The sequence below is a fragment of the Bacillus sp. GBSW19 genome (assembly GCF_002998655.1).
Lineage (GTDB): Bacteria > Bacillota > Bacilli > Bacillales > Bacillaceae > Bacillus.
On the sequence record NZ_PVRF01000001.1, the window covers coordinates 1,596,260 to 1,616,471 of the forward strand.

Here is a 20,212-nt window from a genome sequence, read left to right on the forward strand (position 1 = left end):
TTTCATTTTTTCTTAAATCTGTTGTCTGTTAACAGTTTTTTAGCTTTTTTAGCATTCTTTTTTCCCTTTTTTGCGTCTTTGTTGATTTGTTCTATCGTTTTATTTAAGTATTCACTTGGAAACTCTTTTCTGATTGACCCTTTTCTATTCTTAGAGATGAATTGGTCTGCTGTCATTTTATGATGTTTGACAACTTGAGCCTCCCAAGAGTTTGAAGAAAATATCATACCACCTACAATGACAGCACCAGTTGCTAATACTGCAGCTTGTCCTAACCCTGGAATAAAGAAGAAAGGAAGTGGGATGGCAAATTTAGTTTCTGCAAGTTGATCAGGATTTAATTCTCCTTCAGATGATACAAAATCATTTGTGTTAATTACAACAGTTTCATTTTCTGATGCCTTTGCTGGTGCTTGTAAAACAAAGGTAAATACGGATAGAGCTAATAGTGTGGAAATTATTTTTTTCATCATGTTAAATACTCCTTATAGTTTATTAGAAATTTACTTGAATAAAGATATTATATTATATTAATTAGATTTTCAACAATTTTAAGGTAAATTTAAGAAAATTTGTTTTATATTAACTTCTCTGTAAATATTTCCTCCATTATATCTTGATAAAACCCATAGTTTCATGGGTATCTCATCAATCCATTATAAAAAAATCCGTCACAAGACAAGTGGGTTCTCCGTTTTGATCTATCCCCCAAAAGCTTGGATACATCCCGTCACCGAAGCCTGTTGTAAACATGGCAATGTCCACTTTGTCATGAAAACGGGTGACGAGCCAGTCCCATGTGTGCTTGTAGTTTTGCGCAAGAGCTTCTGCAAATTCCTCATAAAGATAAAAAATCATTGTCCTCTTTATATCGCTTATCCTCATAGGCTTGTAAATATAGTGCTGCTTCCGCATCCATGAAACAGCCCATACCCGTATTCACACCGTAGCCGAAGAACTCATCTTTTGTTAATTGAACGGGTTCCTGACCTGCTCTTGTGGCAAGCTCCCATTCTATTGCTTGCTCGTTTGTGAACTTGATTATTGCATAGGCGACGCGTTCGTCACCGCTTTCTAATCGCTTAACCATAAGTAGAATAGGATATTTTCCCGGATGAACCTTCTTAGAAAAAGATTGGTCTCCCTCTGAAACAAAAGGATCACAGACAACGATATGACCGCTTGTGATCTCGATATGTCCTAACTGTTTGACAAATAATTGATCACCTTCTGAGCTGCTTTTGTTCTCTCCATTTTCAAAAATTAAGTTTGTTGGATCGATGTTGTACAAGGGATCATTCCTTTCATTATTTTTCTGAGACGTTTGAGATTATGTATTTTTCAATTTCAAAGCATGATCATCCATAGAACATCCATTTCCAGTATCAACTCCATACCCTGAAAAGAATTTCCCCTGTAAATCGCTTTCTATCTGTCCATTTGATAATGCAAGCTCTCACTTAACACTCGCTTCATCTTCTCCTTCTACTATACACCTTAATTTTTTTAGTTGGAGAAAGAATATTCTCTCTTTTGAATATTTACCGCTTTGCAATGTCTTTTTCATTAGTTAAAAATAAATGGAAGGTTAATTAAAAAACACCCTTCCAATGGAGGGGCTGTGTTATTAACTATTTTCTTTGGAATATTTTTTTATCAATGTTTCGCTAATCCTGCTTACGATATAGATCGCAACCGCTAAAATTAGCATCAACGGAAACATGCTTAACCGATCATCTGCAACATAAACAATGATCCCCACAATCACAGCCACTACGATTGCCGTTAAAAAATGCTTCACCGCCATCTCACCCCTTTGTATAAATCATATACATTTTATTACACAAAAGGTTCAATTGAAATAATTTCCACAAAATCGGATATACGCAAGTCTAGATTGATTTCGACCACAAGCAGCAGTGGGTTTCCTTGTTTCGTCTAAAAGCGTGTTGCTCCCCTTCCTTATATTGTTCGTATAATCTCTATATGCTAAAATTAACTAAAATACCTAAATAATGGATCAACCGAGAGGTCCTTCAATGACACAGCAAAGCAAGCCTTCCAAAACGTTATTAATTACTTTACCCGGGGCTATTATTGCCCTTGTGATGATCTTAGGGAAAATTGATACACCTGTAACAAATGTTTTATTTTATATTGTGGCTTTTAGTGTTATGGGTTTAGTGGTTTCGGTTTCGAGCTTAATAAAGGACTACAAGAAAAAGAAAAATTAACTCTTCATCTAGGGAACTGTTGTTTATGCAGCTCCCTTTCTTTTGGTATACACTTTCAAAATTCTAATTTAAAGCAAAAGCTAAACTTAAATTTCAAAACAAAAAAAAGCCTGAAATCCTTTCATACCAAGGATTTCAGGCTTTTAAAATAGTACGTCCCAGGAGAGATTCGAACTCCCGACCGACGCCTTAGAAGGGCGTTGCTCTATCCAGCTGAGCTACTGGGACATGTTGTTATGTAGTGTTCTGTTGGTGAGTACCTCACCGACAAGATTTATTATATTACTATTGTTCTTTAAAGTCAACGGTTTTTCGAAAGTTTTTTTCATAAGGGGCAAATGCTGCACCCTTATGAAATACCTTCCAATGTGACAGTGTTTTCGAGGTCTTGTATGACCAGACCTTCGTCTGTGAAAAACTGTACGTTTGCTTCGCTTCCATCTAGTGTCAGTATCGCATAGCTGCGCTCTTTACGCATTCTTGGCAGGTGCACGCTGCCCGGGTTAATAAGCAGTTTTCCTCTTAGCAGCTCACTGCCTGGGATGTGCGAGTGGCCAAAGCAGATAATGTCTGCGCCTAGCTCTTCTGCACGGTAGTAGACTTGAAGCAAGGATTGTTTGATGCCATGCAGATGTCCGTGAGTGAGAAATAGTTTTCCGCCTCCATCAAGTGGGAGCAGGAGCTCTTCTTCAAAATCGCCCATAAAGTCACAATTTCCTTTGACGACTTTGTATCCTTCGAGTGCTGGATGGTTCGTTTCGAGTTCTGAATCTCCGCAGTGAATCATCATATCGACTTCATCCGCGTGCCGTTTGGCAATGGTTTGAAGTTCGTCTGTGAGTCCATGACTGTCACTCATGATGAGTATCTTCATGGCTTCATTCCCCCTTATTCATTTGCGTCTAGCAGTGATGAAAGCTTTTGAAGCGCGACCGCTCGATGGCTGATCTTGTTTTTCTCCTCTGGTGATAATTCGGCCATCGTCTGGTCTTTGTCTTTGACGATGAAAATGGGGTCATATCCGAAGCCGTTTTCGCCGATTGGTTCCTCTGCGATGAAGCCTTCTACTGATCCTTCTACCGTCTTTGTTTCTTTGCCCGGTATGCTGACAGCCAGGGCACATCTGAATCTGGCTGTGCGGTCTTCTTTTTCAATGCCTTGAAGTTCGCTCAGCACTTTTTCCACATTCTCAGCATCGTTTTTATGCTCACCAGCGTATCTCGCTGAATATACGCCAGGTTTTCCGCCAAGATAGTCAATCGACAAACCGGAATCGTCTGCAATGACCATTTCACCTGCTTTGGCTTGAATCGCCTCGGCTTTGATGATGGCATTTTCTTCGAAGGTTTGTCCTGTTTCTTCAATCTCTTCAGTAAAGCCGATGTCTGCTAGTGTTTTGACCGTGAATCCTTTTGGCTCAAGAATGGCTTTGAATTCTTTCGCTTTGCCCGCATTGTGCGTTGCAATGATGGCTGTTTTCATCCTGATCAAACCCTTCTTTTTATTCGATGACTTCTCCTGTAACCGCTTTTTGCTTTTCGATTAATTCTTTGATGCCCTTTTCGGCTAAATCAAGCAGTCCGTTTAGCTGTTCTCTTGAGAATGTCGCTTCTTCGCCTGTCCCTTGAAGTTCAACAAAGCGTCCAGCACCTGTCATGATGACATTCATATCTACTTCAGCTGAAGAATCTTCTTCATAATTTAAATCTAACAGAAGACCTTGCTGAGAATCAATTCCGACGGATATCGCCGCTAAATAATCAGTGATCGGGTTTTCTTTGATAACTCCTTCTGCTCGAAGCTTCTGAATCGCAAGTGTCATGGCGACAAAAGCACCTGTAATGGATGCTGTGCGTGTTCCGCCGTCTGCTTGAATGACATCACAGTCAATCCAAATCGTGCGTTCGCCAAGCTTTTCTAAGTCAACGACTGCGCGGAGTGCTCGTCCAATTAAGCGCTGAATCTCCATTGTACGTCCTGTAACTTTTCCTTTAGAAGATTCTCTCATCGTTCTTTGTGCGGTTGCTCTTGGAAGCATGCTATATTCTGCTGTAATCCAGCCTTTTCCTTCTCCTCTTAAAAAAGGAGGTACACGGTCTTCGATGGATGCGTTACAAATCACCTTCGTATTTCCCGATGAGATTAAGACAGAGCCTTCTGGATGCTTAATGTAGCCTGCCTCTATTTCAACTTTTCTTAATTCGTCATATTGTCTTTCATCTAATCTCATGATTTACCTCCATTACGATATACATTCCGCGCGGGTGCCAGCGGGGTTCTCCTACTAACTTTGACAACCTAGGCTCGTTCTAATCGCTTGGAATAAAAAAGAGGCAGCGAATATGCATGCCTCTTTTTCTCCATTATATCAATGTGTGCCGTTAAAAACTACCTGTATTCACTTGTTCTGGTCTTGAAACCGGCTTTGTCAGCTCTGCTCCTTTTTCGTTCACAAGCTCAGCCTTGCCGTTTACCTTAACCGATACGCTTTTGACGTCCGGCAGCTCTGTTAATGTGAGCACAATGCTATCAAGAACTTTTTGTGAAATGACCTTTTTCTTTTCATCTGCACTGCCAAAAATGGATTCGTTGAAATCAAGTGTCACATGTCCGTCTTTTACTTTCGGGACATCATTCAGCTTTACATCTTGATCAAAGTCTGTGAGCAAATGGCTTTTTTTGCTTGGTCCAGAGACGAGCTCATCAATGGCTGCTGTAATCGGATCATCCTCGTCTTTTGGCGCTCTTTTGGTCACAGGAACATAGTACGTCTGTTCATCAGATTCAGCTAAGTAGTAAACCGTCACTGGCTTTGTCGATGTCATATCAGCGGCAGCCTCGTGCTGAATATTTATACCGTCTTCTCTGCTTAAATCATCGGAGATCGGTGTACCGTTCACAGGCATTTCTTTTAGTTCATGTCCATTCATTTTCAATTTGACTTTGGCGACAGAATCAAACTGCGTTAACGTCCAAGTGACAGATTGCAGGATGCGCTGTTCGTCTTCTTTTTTATAGTTTTTGAATTCATTTGAAAAATCCACTACGGCCGTTCCGTCTTTAATGTCGACAGATACGCTCGTGTCGGCCGGCAAAACAGCTCGGAACCCATTTGGCATGAGGTTAGAAATCGGTCCTCCGTCCACGAGATATTCAAGGGTTTGTTTGGCACTTCCTTCGTTTTTCGGCAGCGGAATGGATTGAGAGACGACATACCCGTTTTTATCAATTAAATATAATTCTCTCATGACTGTATCTGCCTTCTTCTCTTCTTTTCCTTCTTTGGCTGTTTGTTTATCTTCTTTATTTTCTTTCACATATGTGACGTTTTGTGGCGGGTCAATCTCTGTTTTCGCTTGGTCTGTTTGAAACAATCCGCATCCTGACAAAAGCATGGCTGACGCGATACACGTCACAGCTGCTGTAGATCCTTTTTTCAGCATACTTCACCCTCCTCTAGTAGTTTGTACTACTATGTATACGAGCTCCTCATGTGGATTAGACCCTTTTCATAAAAAAATAACCCACCTCAAGAAGAAGCGGGTTATTGCTGATAGACGTGTTCAAGTGATACGGTTTCGACCTTCCCTGGGAGGTAGCCAAACCAGTCACGAGCGATGTTTTGAAAATTTTGCTGCTGCCCTGTTGTATAAAATGTATGAACAGGTGCTTCTTGAGAAGTGTTTAACAGCCCTTTATACGAAAGAATCGTACTGGCTTCTCTAGCTGTCTCATCCCCTGATGAAATAATGCTCACATCACTGCCCATAAAGCGCTGAATCGACTCTTTTAAAATCGGATAGTGCGTGCAGCCAAGAATGAGCGTATCAATTCCTGTTTCTTTCATTGGTTCAAGGGAATCTTTCACCACTTCATCTGCTGTCTGATCTAAAAACGTACCGCTTTCCACAAATGGGACAAGCAGCGGACATGCCAGACTTTGAACCGCTAGTCCTGCTTTTAGGGATAGCAGTGCTTCTTTGTATGCCTCGCTTTTGATCGTATTGGCTGTACCAATGACACCAATCTGCTGATTGTTTGTCACCTTGATGGCTGTACGGGCGCCGGGCTGAATCACGCCAATGACCGGAATATCAAGCGTTGCTTTGATTTCATCAAGTGCGATCGCCGTCGCTGTGTTGCATGCGATGACGAGCATTTTAATATGGTGATGTCTTAATAAGTAGTGTGCCATTTCCCAAGTATATTGAAGAACCTCTTCTTCTTTCCGCGGGCCATACGGACACCGTTTTGTATCGCCTACGTAAATGATCTTTTCTTTTGGCAGTTGTCTCATGATTTCCTTTGCAACGGTTAAACCGCCGACGCCGGAATCAATCACGCCGATTGGTTGATCCAACAAAATCGCCTCATTTTCTTTTCATTTGCTGCTGTAGTTTCGTTAAGGATTGGTTGAAAACGATGGCTTCTTCTTCTGAGAAAGCCCCTAGAAGTTCACTGACGTATTCTTGGCGTTTGACAATCACTTCTTGAATGATCCGCTCGCCTTCAGGTAATAAATGAATGCGAACCACGCGGCGGTCAGAAGGATCTTTTACTCGTTCAACAAGTTCACTTTTCTCCATTCGATCAATTAAGTCGGTGGTTGTACTGCAAGCCAAATACATCTTTTGTGATAGCTCACCTATTGTCATATCTCCGAATTCATAAAGCCACTGAAGCCCTACAAATTGAGGAGGTGTAATCGTATATTGATTCAGGATTTCTCTGCCTTTTTGCTTAATAATTGCAGCAATATGGCGCAATGATTTCTCAATCTCTGCTACATGGTCGAACTCATTCGTTTCCATTTCATTGATACCTCACTATAGCATCTCACTTTGATTAAAACGTACACTCCTATTTTCCTCGTTTTTCAGAGAAAATGCAAGAAGAGACTCATGGAAACCATATAGAAATAACCGGTTCCTCCCTGGTGCGGAAGGAAAACCGGCTGACTTTAGAGCTCTAGCTCACCCATACGCAGAAGCTCGACGACGGCCTGTGAACGGCCTTTGACTCCTAGCTTTTGCATGGCATTCGAAATATGATTTCGAACAGTCTTTTCGCTAATAAAAAGCTCGCTTGCAATTTCTTTAGTTGTTTTATCTTGGACGAGCAATTCGAATACTTCTCTTTCTCTTTTGGTTAATAGCGGCTTGGATTGAAACTCTTTCTCCTTCAAGTATTGTAACCCTCCTTGCTAAGGTGAGAGCTCTAGTCTCTATAGAATGGGATTCTGTATAGTCGAGATATCATATGCCGGGTGCCCGAGGTAGGTGACGTTAAAATCGAGAATTCCCGCATATGAGCGTCCAATTTGTGCGCTTTTATCAGCACAAAAAAGGACGAGTCTCCTATCCGAGACATCGTCCTTTTCATACACGTATTTAAAAGATAGAAATGGCTCCTGTTAACAAAGCGATCAATGTTGTAAAAAGGGCTGTTAACACAGTCCACAGCAGTGCGTATTTTTGCAAATCGCCAATATCTTTGTTCAGCATACTGACAAGAAGCAGCGTTGAAGCCACAAGAGGGCTCAGCAAGTGAACAGGCTGTCCTATAATAGAGGCACGTGCAATCTCCACCGGATCAATTCCGTATGCTGCGCCGGCTTCAGCCAAGATTGGCAGCACTCCGAAATAGTAAGCATCATTTGAAAGAACAAATGTAAATGGCATACTCGTTAAAGCGACAATGAGTGGAAAAAATGAGCTGTAGGAATCCGGAATCATGTAAATGACCAAATTAGCAATGGACTCCACCATTTTTGTCCCCGAAAAAATGCCTGTGAAAATTCCTGCTGCAAACACAAGGGTAATGACCGTTAAGGCATTTCCTGCATGCGATAAAATTCGCTCGCGCTGATCTTCAACCTTTGGATAGTTGATCATGAGAGCGATGACAAATCCAATTAAGAAGAGTACAGGTATTGGTATAATATCTAGGACTAGTGTCGCCATCACCGCAATCGTCAAGAAGAAGTTAACCCAAATGAGGTTGGGTCTTTTCATGTCTTCTACTCCATCTTCGATTGACGCTGCCAATTCAGGGGAGATCGAGGCCTCTTCTTTGTACTGAATCTCTGCAACCCCAATTCGTTTCCGCTCTTTTTTTCCAAGCACATACGCAGTAAAAAGAATAAAAAGACCGCCTCCAACCATTGTTGGAAGTAATGGAATAAAAAATTCACCAGCATCTAATCCAAGCGCCGCGATGGCACGGGTTGCCGGACCGCCCCAAGGCGTCATTCCGCTCATAATTCCTAAAGACAATAATGAAATCGTTCCTAAAATTAATGGGTTCATCCCAATTCTTAAGAAAAGTGGCAGCATTGCTGATACGGTAATCATATAGGTTGTTGTTCCATCACCATCTAAAGCAACAAGCATAGACAAAATTGCTACCCCAAAAGCAATTTTGACAGGATCACCTTTCACAATACGTAAAATGAGTTTAATCAGTGGATCAAACAGCCCAGCATCCAGCATGACACCAAAGAATAAAATCGCAAATAACAATAAAGCAGCTGATGGTGCAACAGTTTTAAGTCCATCAAGCATCATGTCCCCTAATCCGCGGTTAAAACCACCGATCAATGCAAATATGATAGGTACAACGGTTAGAGCCACCACCGGATGCATACGTTTTGTCATAATGAGAAATGTAAATGTCAAGACCATCAAGATCCCTAAAATAGCTAGCACTTTATATCCCTCCATCCTCTTCTTTACGCGATCAGCAAGCGCCCCTTTGCACTTGCGATGAATGTTAGCGCTTTCTATTTCAAGGATATAATAGCTCTTTTTATAATGAAAATATTGATTTTTTCGTATATTCTATAAAATTCTTTTATAATCAACCTTGCTGACTTCTTAAAAACTCAATGAATGCTTTCACAACAGATAAATGAAGGGAGTCTGGCTGGTACATAAGCCATGTATCTCTTAAAACAGGCTGTCCATCTTTATACGAAAGACCTTTTACAAATAACTCATCACTTGGTCTGAGGCAAATTTCTGGGACAATGGCATAACCTAAACCATGCTTGACCATCTCTTTTGATGTATCCTGACGGTCTGTCTCCATCGTCACAAGTGGAGGCATTGTGAACGTTTCCTGCCACCATCTGTTAATCAATCGTTTTAATGAACTATCTGTATGATAGTCAATGAGCGGCAGCTTTGGGAGGTCTTTCAGCTGGATTTCTGATTTTGAAATGATACAAAGCCGCTCTTTATCGAGCAAAAACCGTTCTCCATTCCAGTCGTAATCCCCTCTTAAAATCCCTAAATGGACACTTGATGTGCCTAATAAGTCCATGACTTTCGTGCTCCAGCCTGTATTCACCATAAATTGAACATGTGGATACTGCTTAGAAAATTCTTTTAAAATTTCTGGCAGTTTATACTGGGCAAAGTTACTTGAGACCCCTAACCGAATTGTTCCTTTGACCTTTTTTTGCATATTGAGCATGCCATCTTTCGTTTGCTGGAGCTGTTTGAGCATGTCATTTGCGTATTTAGCCAAGTACTCGCCCTCTGACGTAAATTCAATTCCTCGTTTTCTTTTAAAGAAAAGCTTCATATCAAACTCCTCTTCAAGCTGCTTCAATCGATAGCTTAAGGCAGGCTGAGAGACAAATAATTTTTCTGCCGCTTTTGTGATGTTCTTTTCTTCATAGAGCACCTTTAGAAACCGCCAATCTTTTTCATCCATTATATGCCCTCCTTTTTTACTAATTATAAAATATTTTTATTGATTATTCTCAAAATAATGTATTTAACTTATTTCTTATTATACTTTACCATTTTGATTAGATAAACAGTTCATTAAAAAATTGAGGGTGAGAGTAATGAGAAAAGTTCCAATCACAATCATGCGAGGCGGTACAAGCAAAGGGGTATTCATTCAAGCAAACAATGTACCATTTGAACACGATGAGCTCGAGGCATTTCTATTAGACATTATGGGCAGCCCTGACCGGCTGCAGGTCGATGGAATCGGCGGCGGTAATTCTTTAACAAGCAAAGTAGCCATTATTGATAAAGCCACACGCCCAGATGTGGATGTGAACTATACGTTTGCACAAGTCAGCATTAATGAGAGATTTGTCGACTTTAAAGGAAACTGTGGGAACATCTCATCAGCTGTTGGACCATATGCCATCATTAAAGGACTTGTTCAAGCGGTCGAGCCCATTACGACTGTACGTATCCTCAATACCAACACAAATAAAGTGATTACAGCAGAGGTCGAAGTCGAAAATGGAGAAGTAAAATTTGAAGGACAGGCAGAAATTCCAGGAGTAAAAGGGACAGGTTCTCCCATTTATTTATCTTTTGAAAATCCTGAAGGCGCAGTCACAGGTAAAACTTTTCCGACTGGAAACAAAATTGATACGATTCAAACAAAGTTTGGTGAGATTCCCATCTCGATCGTTGACATTGCAAATCCAATTGCCTTTATTCGTGCCAAAGATATTCAATTAAAAGGAACTGAATTGCCTGAGGAGTTTACAGACGAATTACTGGATGATTTAGAAGAGATTCGTTCCATCGCTGCTGAAATGTGTCACTTTGCGCCAAAAGACATGGCGACATTACAGTCTCCAGCCGTTCCAAAGCTTGCGCTCATTAGCGAGCCTGCTGATTATGTAGATACAAATGGAATCTTGAGAAGAGCAGCCGATATGGACATCATCGTTCGTATGCTATCGATGCAAAGACCGCACCAAGCACTTGCCATTACCGGCTCTGTCTGCGTATCAGCCAGCTGTTTTATGGAACAAACGCTTCCTGCACAGCTTTATCATGGACAACATGATACGCTTCGAATTGGGCATCCTGCTGGGATTATGCAAACTGAAATTGACATCTCTCAAAACAGAGTCAAAGTCATTCGAACCGCAAGAGAAATTCTAGACGGGGTTGTCTTTACAAAACAAGACTATATCGTGCAGCCTCAGATCAAAAGAGAAGCCTAAAGCAGACGAGAACATCGTCTGCTTTTTTTAATGCTGAAGCGGGGCATCAATATCTCCAGCAGAATGAGCTTTTATCTGCCCTTTCTCATCTTTTAACTGGAGATGACCGTAGCGGTTGACTCCGCAGCAAATGCCTTCTTCCCATGTTTGTTTTTCACGATCTAACGAAATGCGAAGGGGCTTGTTGAGACGATATAACCGTTTGTTATAGAGGGCAGTGAGTGCTTCAAACCCTTCATTCTGCCAGCGTGAATGGTACTTTTCAAAAGCCGCTGCCAGTTCTTTCACTAGCTGATCGGCTTTCACCTCTGTCAGCTCTGATAAGCAAATGGTTTTGTACGGGACATGCTCCGGCTTCGTCTCTACATTGATGCCAACACCGATATAAATGGAACTGCGGTCTGCTTCAATTAATGTGCCGGATACCTTTGCTTCATTAATGAGAATATCATTAGGCCATTTGATCGCCAGCTGATCCTCCGCTCTCATGAGTGGTTTCAGAACATCATAGATTGCTAGTGCTGTCAGCGGGGCGATCGTTGACTGGGTGGAGAGTTCTGCTGGCGGTAAGACTGTCATGGTGACCGCCACATTCCCTAAAGGCGTTTCCCACGGCCTGCCGAGTCTGCCTCTTCCTGCTGTCTGCTGGCGTGCATAGACAGCAAATGAGGGCTTTTCTCCTTGCTGCATGAGCCTTTTCGCTTCATTATTTGTACTATCAATGGTGTCATATTGAAAAATCTTCATGTGTTCTCCTCTTGTTTCTTCTTGATATGATGCTTTTATTATAACAAAATGAAGTGTGCATGTTGATGAGCCAGCATGTTACTCATTTCGCTGCGCCTGAAACGTCTCTTTTTCTTCCTCTGTAAACGGGACAGATGCGCCTGTGTCTTTACTAATTTGCACCATGGTGACTGAGCCTGTAAAGCATGGTTCCTGCTGCTCATTTTCTCCTAAATAATGAAGGATGAGTGAGCTTGATCCGACCTTTTCCGGCTTGACATACACACGAAGCCTCTCCCCAATCTCTACCTGCTTGATGTAATCACATTGCAGGTTTGCGACGACTGTAATGGTCTCCCTCACACGTTTCATCCGTTTATCAACAATTCCCGTCTTTTGAAAAAAGGCAATTCGTGCCTCTTCGAAATACACAAAAGGGGTGACATTGTTCATATGGCCAAACATATCCGTTTCTGAAAAACGAACGGTGGTTTCGACATAAAATCGAAAGGATGCCCTCCACTCTTCAAATGGTTCTTCAATATATGACGGCAATCTCACTTGATCATCTCCTTATTTGGAAACAAAACGCCTCTCCCGTATTGGAAGAGGCGTTTGTTTATATGTTGCATCCAGCCTCTTAAACACTCATCATGATTGGCAAAGAGGACTGAATGTGATGTTATTCTGCGTGATCGCTTCCGAAGAAGTTACGGAATGCTTGTAAAGTTGTATCTCGGTTAAGTGCTGCAATTGACGTTGTCAGCGGGATTCCTTTCGGACAAGCCTGCACACAGTTTTGGGAGTTCCCGCAGTTCGCAAGACCGCCGTCCCCCATAATTTCTTCTAGACGGTCAGACTTATTCATCGCACCTGTCGGATGTGCGTTAAATAAACGGACTTGTGAAAGCGGTGCAGGGCCCATAAAGGAAGACTTATCATTCACGTTTGGACAAGCTTCAAGGCAGACACCACATGTCATACATTTAGAAAGCTCATACGCCCATTGACGTTTTTTCTCAGGCATTCTTGGTCCAGGACCGAGATCATATGTGCCATCGATCGGTACCCATGCTTTCACCTTTTTCAAGGAATTGAACATCCGGCTTCTATCAACCTGCAAGTCTCTCACAACCGGGAATGTCTTCATCGGCTGAAGACGAATCGGCTGATCTAACTGATCGATGAGTGCTGTACATGACTGGCGCGGTGTTCCATTAATGACCATGGAACAAGCTCCGCACACCTCTTCAAGACAGTTCATATCCCAGTTAATCGCTGTTGTTTTTTCCCCTTGTTTATTGACCGGGTTCCGTCTTATTTCCATAAGGGCGGAAATGACGTTCATATTTGGGCGGTAAGGGATTTCGAATTCTTCATCATAAGGCTTTCCATCTGCTGTATCTTGACGTGTGATAATGAATTGAATCGTGTTTTTTTCACTCATCTTATTTCTCCACCTTTTTCTTCGAGTAATCTCGTTTACGAGGTGCAATTAACGATACATCGACGTCCTCATAGTGGAATGCAGGCTTTTGATTTTTCCCTTTGAACGTAGCCATCGTTGTTTTTAGGAATTCTTCATCGTTTCTCTCTGGGAAATCCGGTTTGTAGTGTGCGCCTCGGCTTTCATTCCGGTTGTATGCCCCGATCGTAATGACTCTTGCCAGCTGAAGCATGTTGTCAAGCTGACGTGTGAAGGCAGCGCCTTGGTTGCTCCATGAAGCTGTATCGTTGATGTTAATCTGCTTGTAGCGCTCCATTAATTCTTCGATCTTCTGATCTGTTTTTAAGAGTTTGTCATTGTAACGAACCACTGTGACGTTATCCGTCATCCATTCTCCAAGCTCTTTATGAAGCACGTATGCATTTTCTGTTCCGTCCATGCTGAGGATGTTGTCCCATTTCTCCTGCTCTTTCTTCACAGCGCTGTCAAATGTTGCAGAAGATAGGTCTTCCGCAGATTTTTCAAGGCCGCTAATGTACTTGACCGCATTTGGTCCAGCGACCATCCCGCCGTAAATCGCAGAAAGCAGTGAGTTTGCACCAAGTCTGTTTCCGCCGTGCATAGAGTAATCACATTCTCCGGCAGCGAATAGACCTTTGATATTCGTCATTTGATCATAATCAACCCATAATCCGCCCATTGAATAATGAACAGCAGGGAAAATTTTCATTGGAAGCTTACGCGGGTCATCACCCATGAACTTTTCATAGATTTCAATGATGCCGCCAAGTTTAATATCAAGTTCTTTTGGATCTTTATGAGAAAGATCGAGGTATACCATGTTCTCTCCGTTGATGCCAAGCTTTTGCTCGACACATACGTCGAAGATTTCACGCGTTGCGATATCACGCGGTACAAGGTTCCCGTATGCTGGGTATTTTTCTTCAAGGAAGTACCAAGGTTTCCCGTCTTTATATGTCCAAACACGTCCGCCTTCACCACGAGCCGATTCACTCATGAGACGAAGCTTGTCATCTCCAGGGATCGCTGTTGGGTGAATTTGAATGAATTCTCCATTTGCGTAATGAGCACCTTGCTGATAGACGATGGATGCAGCAGATCCAGTGTTGATCATCGAGTTCGTTGATTTACCGAACACAATTCCAGGACCACCAGTTGCCATGATCACTGCATCTGAACGGAAGGATTCAATTTCCATTGTCGTCAAGTTCTGCGCGACAATGCCTCGGCATACTTCCTCGTCATCTAACACAGCGCCAAGGAATTCCCAGCCTTCATATTTCGTGACAAGCCCTGCTACTTCATAGCGGCGAACCTGCTCATCTAGTGCATATAATAGCTGCTGACCTGTTGTAGCTCCAGCAAATGCTGTACGGTGGTGCTGTGTTCCCCCGAAGCGGCGGAAGTCCAGTAATCCCTCTGGTGTTCTGTTAAACATGACACCCATCCGATCAAGTAAGTGGATAATGGACGGCGCTGCTTCACACATTGCCTTTACTGGCGGCTGGTTCGCTAAGAAATCTCCGCCATACACCGTGTCATCAAAATGCTCATAAGGTGAATCCCCTTCACCTTTTGTATTGACCGCTCCGTTGATTCCGCCCTGTGCACAGACAGAATGCGAACGTTTCACAGGTACGATTGAAAATAGTTTAACAGCTGTTCCCGCTTCTGCTGCTTTGATAGTTGCCATGAGACCAGCTAAGCCGCCTCCGACAACGATGATGCTAGAATTACTCATTGTAGCCCCTCTCCCTCTTCTACTAATCTATTTCCTCTTAAACAAAAGCGAAAATTGCTCTTAGCCCTACATATGAAAGCGCTATAAATATACCTAATGTCACATATGTGGAGATTCTTTGTGAGCGTGGTGAAACAGTAATTCCCCAGCTGACAGCAAATGACCACAAGCCATTAGCAAAGTGGAAAATAGTAGATAAAACGCCGACAATATAGAAGCCTAGCATAAATGGAGAGCTTAAAATATTCGCCATCATGTCATAGTTCACTTCAGCTCCAAGCTGAGCTTGAATTCGTGTTTCCCATACGTGCCAAGTGACAAAAATTAATGTGATGATACCTGAAATCCTTTGCAGTCTGAACAACCAGTTTCTTAAGTAACTGAAGCGAGACGTGTTGTTTTGTGCCGTAAAGGCTATGTACACCCCATAAACAGCATGATAGATCAGTGGTAAGAAAATCACGAACAGCTCAAGTGCATATCTGAATGGAAGCTGTTCCATAAAGTGTGCAGCTTTGTTAAACGCCTCTGGTCCATTCGTCGCAAAGTGGTTAATCACTAAGTGCTGTACTAAAAATAGACCGACCGGAATGACGCCAAGCAAAGAATGCAATCTCCGATAAAAAAATTCTTTGTTCCCCGACATTACTTTACCCCCTAGTAAAAAGTGCAATTGCTGAAAATTGTCTTACCCCCGCTTCTTTCAATTGTAAGCACTTTATTCAAATTTATTGACAATTTCATTTTACTCCTATGTCAAAAAAGCGTCAAGAAACCGCGTACATAAATTAAAATTTTCCGAAATTTAAAAGTTTTAAATCAAAATTCGTTTTACTACAATAAGAATTTCTTAGACTTCAGGGAAAACTCTGTCATCATATGCTTACATAAGCTATAATAAATTGTTGAAAGAGGGGAGCCGTACAATGAATAAATTCGAATCTAACTTAGAACAGCTAAAAGAAATTGAAGTCAATGGATTTGCCTACGAGCTGATACGCGAAGTTCTGCTGCCTGATATTTTGGGTCAGGATCATTCATCTATGATGTATTTTGCGGGTAAACTGCTTGCTCGTAAATTTCCTCAAGAGTCATGGGAGAAGATCCCCGAATTTTTCCATGATGCCGGATGGGGAACGCTCACGATGGTCCATTCGAAAAAACAGGAAATTGAGTTTGAGCTCGAAGGTCCACTTGTATCAAATCGACTCACCTATCAAAAGGAGCCATGCTTTCAGATGGAAGCGGGTTTTATTGCTGAACAAATTCAGCTTCTCAACGAGCACGTGGCTGAATCTTATGAACAAGTGAAAAAGCGTGCTGATAAAGTCATTTTAACCGTTAAATGGGATTTAAGAGACCCTAGCTAACACTCTTTATGAAAGGCGCGGACTTCAGGTCACGCCTTTTTGTAGTCTTCTTCTATCATAGCATACTTAGTGAATGGGTTTACGCACGTTTTCCTTTCTTGTATGCGGCGGTTTCGAATATAAAAAAGAGGAGCACTCTTTTAAGAGATACACCTCCCTGCCTGTTTAAGAATGGGCAGCTACCTTTGATAAATCAAACGCATCATGCAGCGCTTCAACTGCTTTGACCATATCATCTCGGCCAACCACTGTTGAGACTTTGATTTCAGACGTACTGACCATTTTCACTTGTATGTCTTTTTCCGCTAACACAGCGAACATTTCAGCGGCTACGCCTGGATTTGAGACCATACCAGATCCAACGATAGATACTTTGGCTAATTTACTTTCTGTCTCGATCTGTTCGTAACCAAGCGCTCCTTTATACTCTTCTAATACTTCAACTGTTTTGGACAAATCATCCGTTTTCACAGAGAAAGAGATGGACGTCTGATTGGTGCTTGTGACGGACTGAATGATGATATCGACATTGATATTTTGCTTCGCAAGCGTCGTAAAGATGGTCGACAATGTGGTGAGGCCGCTTGAAAGACCGCACACCGTCACGCGTGTAATCTGATCCTCAAATGCAATGCCTCTGACGACTAAATTTTGTTCCATGGATGATTCCTCCTCAATTAACGTACCCGATTCATTTTCAATACTAGAACGGACTTCTAGTGGGACTTGATAATTTTTTGCAAATTCAACAGCTCTCGGATGCAAGACGCCAGCTCCTAAATTAGCCAGTTCGAGCATCTCATCGTATGAAATACCTGCAAGTTTCCGCGCGGATGGTACATAACGCGGATCTGTCGTAAACACTCCTGGTACATCTGTGTAAATATCACATTTATCAGCCTTTAATGCGGCAGCAAGTGCCACAGCCGTTGTATCTGATCCACCGCGTCCAAGTGTTGTGATATGTAAGTCATCTGCAATTCCTTGGAAGCCAGCTACAACAACGACTTTTCCCGCACTTAATTCCTCTTTTATTCTTGATTCATCAATATCCACGATTCTTGCGTTACCATGTACTTGCTCTGTTTTCATACCAGCCTGCCAGCCTGTAAAGGAAATGGCATCATAGCCTTTTGCTTGCAGCGCCATCGTTAATAAGGAAATGGTCACTTGCTCTCCAGTTGCGAGCAGCATATCCATTTCTCTTTTGCTTGGATGATCTGTGAGTTCTTTCGCTAGGTCTACTAGAACATCCGTAGATTTGCCCATTGCCGACACAACCACAACCACATCATGTCCGGCCTCGCGTTCAGCGATGACTCTCTCTGCGGCATTGCGAATTTTTTCTGTTGATCCAACGGACGTTCCGCCAAATTTTTGTACAATTAGTCCCATGTCTACCACCCTTTTTCAAAAGATCACGTGTGAGAGAAGAGGCAAGAAGCGGCTTTGGAGACTGCCTGCTCACTGCAAATAAAAAAGCAATGAGAGAACAGATCTCCCATTGCTTTAAAATCATCATTAAACGATGCAAACAATGAGATAGCCCTCCAAGAAATACATTCTTGACAGCCCTACATTTCTTCAATGTACAGCCAGCGAATAAAATGAGTGGATTTTATTCACTTCGGCGACGCTCCCCTTTCAGCCCTCTTCCTAGATCCCATCGATCTCTGAAGGCTTACTCTTGAAGTTCGCACCTCTATCTTCAACAAACAACACGTTCATTTATTAAATTTAGTCACAATCTTAACAGACTTTTGGAAAAAGTACAATCTATTTTTTTAATGCTTCCATTAAAAGTTCGGCCGTCTGTTTCGGGATGCCAGCCTCCTGAAAGTCTTGGATAGAGGCTTCTTTCATCTTTTTCACAGAGCCAAAATGTTTAAGAAGCTGTTTTTTACGCTTTTCTCCGATACCTGGCACATCGTCTAAAATAGATTGAAATGCATTTTTTCCTCGCAGCTGCCTGTGAAAGCTAATAGCGAACCGGTGCACTTCATCTTGAATGCGCTGCAATAAATAGAAGGCCTGGCTATTCCGCTCCAGCGCAACAATTTCCAGTGTATCTCCTATCATCAGATTCGAAGTCCGGTGCTTTTCATCTTTCACTAGACCTGCCACTGGGACAGACAGATTCAATTCATTTTCAAGCACATCTATCGCTGCATTGATCTGTCCCTTTCCTCCGTCAATTAAAATTAAATCTGGCAGCGGCAGCTCATCCTTTAACACGCGGGTATATCGCCTTCTAATGACTTCACGCATCGATGCATAATCATCTGGCCCTGTGACGGTTTTAATTTTGTATTTTCGGTATTCCTTTTTATACGGCTTCCCGTCCTGAAAGACGACCATGGCAGAAACCGGGTCTGCACCTTGAATATTCGAGTTATCAAATGCTTCAATCCGGTACGGCATATAAATATTTAGTGCATCCCCAAGCTGCTTCACCGCACCAATGGACCGCTCTTCATCACGCTCAATGAGCGAAAATTTTTCTTTTAAGGCGATTTTGGCATTTTGATGGGCAAGTAAAAGCAAATCCTTTTTCTTTCCTTTTTTCGGCTGATGAACGTTCGTCTCGAGCAATTGTTCAATCATCTCTTGATCTACGCTGTCTGGCACCAAAATTTCCTTCGGCAGAAAGTGATTGTTCTTTGCATAAAATTGCCCCATAAACGTGAGGAACTCTTCCTCAGGGTCTTGATACATAGGAAATAGGCTGACATCGCGTTCAATCAATTTCCCCTGCCTGATGAAGAAGACCTGGACACACATCCAGCCCTTGTCATAGGCATATGCAAAGACATCTCGATCTGATAAATCGCTCATCGTCATTTTCTGCTTTTCCATCGTTGAGTCGATGTAAGCGATTTGGTCTCTCAGTTCTTTTGCCCGTTCAAACTCTAATTGTTCGGCGGCTTCCTGCATCTTTTCGTTTAGTTCTTTTTTGATTTGCTGATGCCCTCCGTTTAGAAACCTTGTGATTTCGTCCACGAGCTGCTTATTCGTTTCTTCAGAAATGTCATATACGCACGGCGCGAGACATTGTCCAAGATGATAATATAGACAGACGCGATCAGGAAGGGTTGCACATTTTCTCAGTGGATATAAACGGTCGAGTAGCTTCTTCGTTTCTCTGGCTGCTTGTACGTTCGGGTATGGTCCGAAATATTTCCCTTTGTCCTTTTTCACATTGCGGGTGACGATCAGCTTAGGATGCCGTTCATTAGTAATTTTAATAAAAGGATACGTTTTGTCATCCTTAAGCATGACGTTGTATTTTGGGTCGTATTTTTTGATTAAATTCAGCTCTAAAATGAGTGCCTCGATATTAGAAGAGGTGACAATGTATTCAAAGTCCTCAATTTCACTGACAAGCCGCTGCGTTTTGGCGTCATGAGATCCCGTGAAATAAGAGCGCACTCTATTTTTTAAGACCTTTGCCTTTCCCACATAAATGACTGTATTTTGTCGATCTTTCATTAAGTAGCAGCCTGGTTGATCTGGCAAGACCGATAGCTTTTCTTTGATCAGTTTGTTCATATTTTCATCCGTCCTTGTTTTCCTCTTTCACTCCTTCTAGTGTATCACGAACATTTGTTTTATACCATGTTGAAAGAAAAGCGGCTCTCGTCTTTACGAGAACCGCTTCAGTGAGTATGCCGCTCGGGCATAGACAGG

23 protein-coding genes, 1 tRNA gene and 1 riboswitch are annotated in these 20,212 nt (G+C 42.2%); of the genes, 3 read left to right on the plus strand and 21 right to left on the minus strand.

Going from position 1 to position 20,212, the window contains the following annotated elements; translation table 11 throughout:
• Positions 1-2: 2 nt before the first annotated feature.
• From C6344_RS08475 to C6344_RS08490, 4 genes are all read right to left on the minus strand, one after another.
• Positions 3-473, minus strand: a complete 471-nt coding sequence (locus C6344_RS08475) for a hypothetical protein (RefSeq protein ID WP_060596906.1) — start codon at positions 471-473, stop codon at positions 3-5.
• Between the two features lie 175 nt (positions 474-648).
• Positions 649-858 (minus strand): DUF4241 domain-containing protein, encoded by a 210-nt coding sequence (locus C6344_RS19200; protein ID WP_060596907.1) that lies wholly within the window; start codon positions 856-858, stop codon positions 649-651.
• Positions 839-1,291: a DUF4241 domain-containing protein gene (locus C6344_RS08485; RefSeq protein WP_060596908.1), complete on the minus strand. Its 453-nt coding sequence runs from the start codon at positions 1,289-1,291 to the stop codon at positions 839-841. Before C6344_RS08485 ends, C6344_RS19200 begins: the two co-directional genes overlap by 20 nt.
• Before the next feature lie 336 nt (positions 1,292-1,627).
• Positions 1,628-1,807 carry a hypothetical protein gene (locus C6344_RS08490; protein ID WP_060596909.1) on the minus strand — a complete coding sequence of 60 codons (180 nt, stop codon included), beginning with the start codon at positions 1,805-1,807 and terminating at the stop codon, positions 1,628-1,630.
• A gap of 232 nt (positions 1,808-2,039) precedes the next feature.
• On the opposite strand from C6344_RS08490, the gene C6344_RS08495 reads away from it, so the two are divergent.
• Positions 2,040-2,234: a hypothetical protein gene (locus C6344_RS08495; protein WP_106072869.1), complete on the plus strand. Its 195-nt coding sequence runs from the start codon at positions 2,040-2,042 to the stop codon at positions 2,232-2,234.
• Between the two features lie 154 nt (positions 2,235-2,388).
• On the opposite strand, the gene C6344_RS08500 is transcribed toward C6344_RS08495, so the two are convergent.
• From C6344_RS08500 to C6344_RS08545, 10 genes are all read right to left on the minus strand, one after another.
• Positions 2,389-2,462: transfer RNA gene (locus tag C6344_RS08500), tRNA-Arg, on the minus strand.
• 121 nt (positions 2,463-2,583) lie between these two features.
• A complete protein-coding gene (locus C6344_RS08505; protein WP_060596911.1) occupies positions 2,584-3,108 on the minus strand; it encodes a YfcE family phosphodiesterase in 525 nt (174 codons plus the stop codon).
• Between the two features lie 14 nt (positions 3,109-3,122).
• The gene (locus C6344_RS08510; protein ID WP_181185471.1) at positions 3,123-3,725 is read right to left on the minus strand and encodes an XTP/dITP diphosphatase; all 603 of its coding nucleotides are present in this window, start codon (positions 3,723-3,725) and stop codon (positions 3,123-3,125) included.
• A gap of 10 nt (positions 3,726-3,735) precedes the next feature.
• The gene (gene rph, locus C6344_RS08515) at positions 3,736-4,464 is read right to left on the minus strand and encodes a ribonuclease PH (protein WP_060596912.1); all 729 of its coding nucleotides are present in this window, start codon (positions 4,462-4,464) and stop codon (positions 3,736-3,738) included.
• 151 nt (positions 4,465-4,615) lie between these two features.
• Complete coding sequence (locus C6344_RS08520; protein ID WP_034661739.1) at positions 4,616-5,677, minus strand: GerMN domain-containing protein; 1,062 nt, start codon at positions 5,675-5,677, stop codon at positions 4,616-4,618.
• A gap of 101 nt (positions 5,678-5,778) precedes the next feature.
• Positions 5,779-6,597, minus strand: coding sequence for a glutamate racemase (racE, locus tag C6344_RS08525; RefSeq protein ID WP_106048511.1), 819 nt, complete (start codon positions 6,595-6,597; stop codon positions 5,779-5,781).
• A 7-nt stretch (positions 6,598-6,604) separates the two neighbouring features.
• Positions 6,605-7,045, minus strand: coding sequence for a MarR family winged helix-turn-helix transcriptional regulator (locus tag C6344_RS08530; protein ID WP_003216546.1), 441 nt, complete (start codon positions 7,043-7,045; stop codon positions 6,605-6,607).
• Between the two features lie 149 nt (positions 7,046-7,194).
• Positions 7,195-7,419, minus strand: coding sequence for a spore germination transcription factor GerE (gerE, locus tag C6344_RS08535; protein ID WP_003184172.1), 225 nt, complete (start codon positions 7,417-7,419; stop codon positions 7,195-7,197).
• A gap of 205 nt (positions 7,420-7,624) precedes the next feature.
• Complete coding sequence (locus tag C6344_RS08540; protein ID WP_106031210.1) at positions 7,625-8,941, minus strand: CitMHS family transporter; 1,317 nt, start codon at positions 8,939-8,941, stop codon at positions 7,625-7,627.
• 151 nt (positions 8,942-9,092) lie between these two features.
• On the minus strand, positions 9,093-9,953 hold the full coding sequence (locus C6344_RS08545) for a LysR family transcriptional regulator (protein WP_060596953.1): 861 nt from the start codon (positions 9,951-9,953) through the stop codon (positions 9,093-9,095).
• 136 nt (positions 9,954-10,089) lie between these two features.
• On the opposite strand from C6344_RS08545, the gene C6344_RS08550 reads away from it, so the two are divergent.
• Positions 10,090-11,220: a 2-methylaconitate cis-trans isomerase PrpF family protein gene (locus C6344_RS08550; RefSeq protein WP_060596954.1), complete on the plus strand. Its 1,131-nt coding sequence runs from the start codon at positions 10,090-10,092 to the stop codon at positions 11,218-11,220.
• Positions 11,221-11,247: 27 nt separating this feature from the next.
• Here C6344_RS08550 and C6344_RS08555 read toward each other — a convergent pair whose 3' ends face one another.
• The 5 genes from C6344_RS08555 to C6344_RS08575 form a co-directional block, all read right to left on the minus strand.
• Positions 11,248-11,967 (minus strand): biotin--[acetyl-CoA-carboxylase] ligase, encoded by a 720-nt coding sequence (locus C6344_RS08555; RefSeq protein WP_034661753.1) that lies wholly within the window; start codon positions 11,965-11,967, stop codon positions 11,248-11,250.
• Positions 11,968-12,045: 78 nt separating this feature from the next.
• A complete protein-coding gene (locus C6344_RS08560) occupies positions 12,046-12,507 on the minus strand; it encodes an acyl-CoA thioesterase (RefSeq protein WP_060596955.1) in 462 nt (153 codons plus the stop codon).
• A gap of 121 nt (positions 12,508-12,628) precedes the next feature.
• On the minus strand, positions 12,629-13,393 hold the full coding sequence (gene sdhB / locus C6344_RS08565; RefSeq protein WP_060596956.1) for a succinate dehydrogenase iron-sulfur subunit: 765 nt from the start codon (positions 13,391-13,393) through the stop codon (positions 12,629-12,631).
• Position 13,394: 1 nt separating this feature from the next.
• Positions 13,395-15,155, minus strand: a complete 1,761-nt coding sequence (gene sdhA / locus C6344_RS08570; protein WP_012010817.1) for a succinate dehydrogenase flavoprotein subunit — start codon at positions 15,153-15,155, stop codon at positions 13,395-13,397.
• 37 nt (positions 15,156-15,192) lie between these two features.
• Positions 15,193-15,801 carry a succinate dehydrogenase cytochrome b558 subunit gene (locus tag C6344_RS08575; protein ID WP_047945318.1) on the minus strand — a complete coding sequence of 203 codons (609 nt, stop codon included), beginning with the start codon at positions 15,799-15,801 and terminating at the stop codon, positions 15,193-15,195.
• A gap of 280 nt (positions 15,802-16,081) precedes the next feature.
• On the opposite strand from C6344_RS08575, the gene C6344_RS08580 reads away from it, so the two are divergent.
• Positions 16,082-16,525, plus strand: a complete 444-nt coding sequence (locus C6344_RS08580) for a YslB family protein (RefSeq protein WP_003216293.1) — start codon at positions 16,082-16,084, stop codon at positions 16,523-16,525.
• Between the two features lie 165 nt (positions 16,526-16,690).
• Here C6344_RS08580 and C6344_RS08585 read toward each other — a convergent pair whose 3' ends face one another.
• Entirely contained in the window at positions 16,691-17,920 is a 1,230-nt protein-coding gene (locus C6344_RS08585) for an aspartate kinase (RefSeq protein ID WP_060596957.1), read from the minus strand.
• A 140-nt stretch (positions 17,921-18,060) separates the two neighbouring features.
• A riboswitch (Lysine riboswitch) is annotated at positions 18,061-18,238 on the minus strand.
• A 63-nt stretch (positions 18,239-18,301) separates the two neighbouring features.
• Complete coding sequence (gene uvrC / locus C6344_RS08590) at positions 18,302-20,074, minus strand: excinuclease ABC subunit UvrC (RefSeq protein ID WP_066030578.1); 1,773 nt, start codon at positions 20,072-20,074, stop codon at positions 18,302-18,304.
• Between the last annotated feature and the right edge of the window lie 138 nt (positions 20,075-20,212).